At 72.2% G+C, this 4,470-nt stretch carries 3 protein-coding genes and 1 pseudogene; 3 read left to right on the forward strand and 1 reads right to left on the reverse strand.

The genetic code is table 11. The features are described 5' to 3' along the window. From AOK23_RS38905 to AOK23_RS38915, 3 genes are all read left to right on the forward strand, one after another. A partial coding sequence (locus AOK23_RS38905; RefSeq protein WP_157878286.1) for an ATP-binding cassette domain-containing protein occupies window positions 1-1,476 on the forward strand: 1,476 nt, incomplete at its 5' end. After that, on the forward strand, window positions 1,473-2,384 hold the full coding sequence (locus tag AOK23_RS38910) for an ABC transporter permease (RefSeq protein WP_055717179.1): 912 nt from the start codon (window positions 1,473-1,475) through the stop codon (window positions 2,382-2,384). The genes AOK23_RS38905 and AOK23_RS38910, both read left to right, overlap by 4 nt. Window positions 2,385-2,541: 157 nt before the next feature. Then, entirely contained in the window at window positions 2,542-4,107 is a 1,566-nt protein-coding gene (locus AOK23_RS38915; protein ID WP_055717180.1) for a vWA domain-containing protein, read from the forward strand. 233 nt (window positions 4,108-4,340) lie between these two features. Here AOK23_RS38915 and AOK23_RS50960 read toward each other — a convergent pair. Further along, a pseudogene (locus AOK23_RS50960) lies at window positions 4,341-4,470 on the reverse strand (IS5/IS1182 family transposase); the annotation flags it as partial.

The following is a 4,470-nucleotide window of genomic DNA, read 5'->3' on the forward strand; positions in this document are numbered from 1 at the left end:
GCCGCCGGCGGCCTCTCCCAGCTGTCCTCGCTCGGCGTGAGCCTGTCGCTGGACTTCCCCGGCCAGTTCGCCGCGTTCCAGTCCAAACCCGTCACGGACGATCTCCAGATCACCGGCTCACCCACGGCGACCGTCCATGTGAAGTCCACCAGCGACGACGCCGTCCTCTTCGCCAAGGTCTACGACGTCGGCCCCGGCGGCGCCTCCCAGGTGCTGCCCTCCCAGCTCGTCCAGCCCGTCCGGGTCGAGGGCGCCAAGGCCGGCAAGGACGTGAAGCTCACCCTCCCGGCCATCGACCACGAACTCGACGACGGCCACAGCCTGCGCCTGGTCCTCGCCTCCACCGACCTCGGCTACGCCTCCCCGGCCGCCCCGGCGACGTACACCGTCTCCCTGAAGGGCGACCTGGAGGTGCCGACCCCGCTCGGCGGGGCCGACCGCTCGGACATCCTGCCCGCCTGGGTCTGGTACCTGCCGATCGGCGGCGCGGCCGTCGCGGCCGTCCTGCTCGTCACCGGCCGCCGCCGCATCACGACGCCCGCCCCCGACCCGGCGCTCGCCGAGGTCCCGCTCCAGATCACCGACCTCAGCAAGAAGTACAAGAACGGCGACCGGTACAGCGTCCGCGACCTGTCCTTCCGCGTCGAGAAGGGCCAGGTGCTGGGTCTCCTCGGCCCGAACGGCGCCGGCAAGACCACCACCCTGCGCATGCTGATGGGCCTGATCCAACCGGACGGCGGCGAGATCCGCGTCTTCGGCCACGCGATCGTGCCGGGCGCGCCCGTACTGTCCCGTGTCGGCGCCTTCGTCGAGGGCGCCGGTTTCCTCCCGCACCTGTCCGGCCGGGAGAACCTGGAGCTGTACTGGCGGGCCACCGGCCGCCCCGCCGAGGACGCCCACCTGGAGGAGGCGCTGGAGATCGCCGGCCTCGGCGACGCCCTCGCCCGCGCGGTGCGCACCTACTCCCAGGGCATGCGCCAGCGCCTGGCCATCGCCCAGGCCATGCTCGGCCTGCCCGACCTGCTGATCCTCGACGAGCCGACGAACGGACTCGACCCGCCGCAGATCCGCGAGATGCGCGAGGTGATGATCCGCTACGCGGCCGCCGGCCGTACCGTCATCGTCTCCAGCCATCTGCTGGCCGAGGTGGAGCAGACCTGCACCCACCTGGTCGTCATGGACCACGGACAGCTCGTCCAGGCGGGCCCGGTCGCCGAGATCGTCGGCTCCGGCGACACCCTGCTGGTCGGCACCGCCACCCCCGTGGAGGAGCCCGTCGTCGACAAGATCGCCGCACTGCCGGGCATCGACTCGGCCGTACGCACCGACGAGGGGCTGGTCGTCCGCCTCGACGCGGACGGCAGCGCCCAGCGTCTGATCGCCGAGCTGGTCCGGCTGGAGGTCCCCGTCGACGCGGTCGGCCCCCACCGCCGCCTCGAAGACGCCTTCCTCACCCTGATCGGAGAGTCCGCATGAGCACGCTGACCGAGCGTGCCGAGCACGCAGAAGCCGGGCGCGGGGAACCCGGACCCACGACCCCCGTCGAGGTCGCCGACGGCTACCGCGCGGGCCGCACCCTGCCCCTCGGGGTGGAGCTGGTCCGGCAGCTGAAGCGCCGCCGCACCATGGTCATGGGCGGCATCCTGTTCGCCCTGCCGATCATCCTGGTGATCGCGTTCCAGGTCGGCGGCACCCCCGGCGAGGGCAACAACCGGGTCAACCTGATGGACACGGCGACGGCGTCCGGCGCGAACTTCGCCGCGGTGAACCTCTTCGCCGCCGCCGGGTTCCTGCTGGTCATCCCGGTCGCGCTGTTCTGCGGCGACACCGTCGCCTCGGAGGCCAGCTGGTCCTCCCTGCGCTACCTGCTCGCCGCGCCCGTGCCCCGCGCCCGGCTGCTGTGGTCCAAGCTCGTCGTGGGCCTCACCCTCAGCCTCGCGGCGCTGGTGCTCCTCCCGGTCGTCGCCCTCGCCATCGGCACGGTCGCCTACGGCTGGGGCCCGCTGGAACTGCCCACGGGCGGCGAACTGTCCTCCGGGGCCGCCGCGCAGGCCCTGGTGATCACCGTCGGGTACATCTTCGTGTCCCAACTGGTCACCGCGGGCATGGCGTTCTGGCTCTCCACCCGGACCGACGCCCCGCTCGGCGCGGTCGGCGGCGCCGTCGGCCTCACCATCGTCGGCAATGTCCTCGACTCGGTGACCGCCCTCGGCGACTGGCGCGACTTCCTGCCGGCGCACTGGCAGTACGCCTGGCTCGACGTCGTCCGCCCGCATCCCGACTACACCGACATGATCCAGGGCGTCTCGGTCTCCGTAACGTACGCGCTGGTGCTGTTCGCCCTGGCCTTCCGCGGTTTCGGCCGCAAGGACGTGGTCTCGTAGGTCAACGGAGGATCACCCACCGGTCTCGACGGGCCTTCGCCGTGGCCGCTTCGAGACCCATCCGCAACGCCCCGTGACGCACATTCGGGCCCCCTCGGCCGTCACAGTCACAACAGCCGCCCACGACCGGGCGACGACGACGTGCCGAGGGGGCCCGATGCACAGGTATCGCAGCACAGGGACGACACGACGACTGACCACCGCGCTCCTCGCCCTGGGCACGGCCGGGGCACTGCTCCTCACCGGCTGCGGCCAGAGCGGCGAGAACGGCTCCTCGCACGACGACCTCAAGGGCGGCGGCCGCACCGCCGACGGCTTCCCGGCCCCCGCCCCCGACGGCCCCGACGGGCAGAACGGCGAGCAACGGGACGACGAGTCCCGCGACATCGCCCCCTCGCCCGACCACCTCTCCACCTTCGCCCTGGACGTCGACACCGCCTCCTACGGCTACGCCCGCCGCACCCTGGAGGACGGCAGCCTGCCCGACCCGTCGACGGTCCGCCCGGAGGAGTTCATCAACAGCTTCCGGCAGGACTACGAACGCCCGGACGGCGACGGCTTCTCGGTCACCGTCGACGGCGCCCGCACCAAGGACGACGACTGGTCCCTCGTCCGCGTGGGCCTCGCCACCCGCGCCGCCGACGGCGACCGCGAACGGCCGCCCGCCGCCCTCACCTTCGTCATCGACGTCTCCGGCTCCATGTCCGAGCCCGGCCGCCTCGACCTCGCCAAGGACGCCCTCGGCAAGATGACCGACCGGCTTCGCGACCAGGATTCCGTCGCCCTCGTCACCTTCAGCGACACCGCCGAGACCGTCCTGCCGATGACCCGCCTCGACGACAACCGGGCCAGGATCCACGACGCCGTCGACAGCCTGGAGCCCGCCGACGCCACCAACCTCGGCGCGGGTGTCGAGACCGGCTACGAGACCGCCGTCGAGGGGCTGCGCAAGGGCGCCACCAACCGTGTCGTCCTGCTGTCGGACGCCCTCGCCAACACCGGCGACACCGACGCCGACACCATCCTCGAACGCGTCGCCGACGAGCGCCGCGAACACGGCATCACCCTCTTCGGGGTGGGCGTCGGCAGCGACTACGGCGACGCCCTGATGGAGCGCCTCGCCGACAAGGGCGACGGCCACACCACGTACGTCTCCACCGAGAAGGAGGCCGAGGAGGTCTTCTGCGAGCAACTCCCGCGCCACGTCGACCTCACCGCCCGCGACGCCAAGGCCCAGGTCGCCTTCGACCCCGAGGCGGTCGAGGAGTTCCGCCTGATCGGCTACGACAACCGGCAGGTCGCCGACGAGGACTTCCGCGACGACAGCGTGGACGGCGGCGAGGTCGGCCCCGGCCACACCGTCACCGCCCTCTACGCCGTCCGCACCCGGTCCGGCACCGAGGCCGGCCACCTGGCGACGGCCACCGTCCGCTGGCTCGACCCCGACAGCCGCACCCCGCACGAGGAGTCCGCGGACATCGAGGCGTCGGCCCTCCACGGCGACCTGTGGTCCACCGCACCGCGCGGCCTCCAGGTCGCCGCGGCGGCCGCCTACTTCGCCGACGCCCTGCGCCGCGACGACACCCGCTGGACCGACCTCCCGGCCGGCCCCACCCTGGGCGAACTGTCCTCCCGTGTCCGCGAACTGAGCAGGTACAGGGAGGACAAACAGCTGAACGACCTGTCCGACGCGATAGAGGCGGCCCGCACCCTGATGGGCTAGGGCCTGTTGCGAAAGTGACCTCTGCCGCGCGACGCCCGGCACGCACTCTCGCCGCACCGCCCGAAAGCCCGAGTACGCCCAGTACGAGGGCTTTCGGGCGGCACGCCGAGAGCACGCACCGGACGCCGCGCGGCCGCCCTCCGGGCGACGAGGCCACTTTCACAACAGGCCCTAAAGCGTGTTGCAGAAGGCCGTGATTTTGCAGGTCAAAGCCCGGGTCACGGCTGTTCTGATCACGAGGCGAGGGCGAGATTGTGCATGTGGGCGACGGCCTGGACCGCGTGGTGGAGGCCGTCGCCGGGCTGTCGGCAGTCACGGAGGATCTTGTAGTTCTTGAGCCGGCCGATCGCATGCTCGACCCGC

It is taken from the genome of Streptomyces torulosus (genome assembly GCF_001419765.1).
In the GTDB taxonomy this organism is placed as follows: Bacteria; Actinomycetota; Actinomycetes; order Streptomycetales; family Streptomycetaceae; genus Streptomyces; species Streptomyces torulosus.

What these genes read in the sequence shown, in the direction of transcription:
- AOK23_RS38910 (WP_055717179.1), top strand. Translation starts at nt 1,473, where the DNA reads ATGAGCACGCTGACCGAGCGTGCCGAGCACGCAGAAGCCGGGCGCGGG.
- AOK23_RS38915 (WP_055717180.1), top strand. Translation starts at nt 2,542, where the DNA reads ATGCACAGGTATCGCAGCACAGGGACGACACGACGACTGACCACCGCG.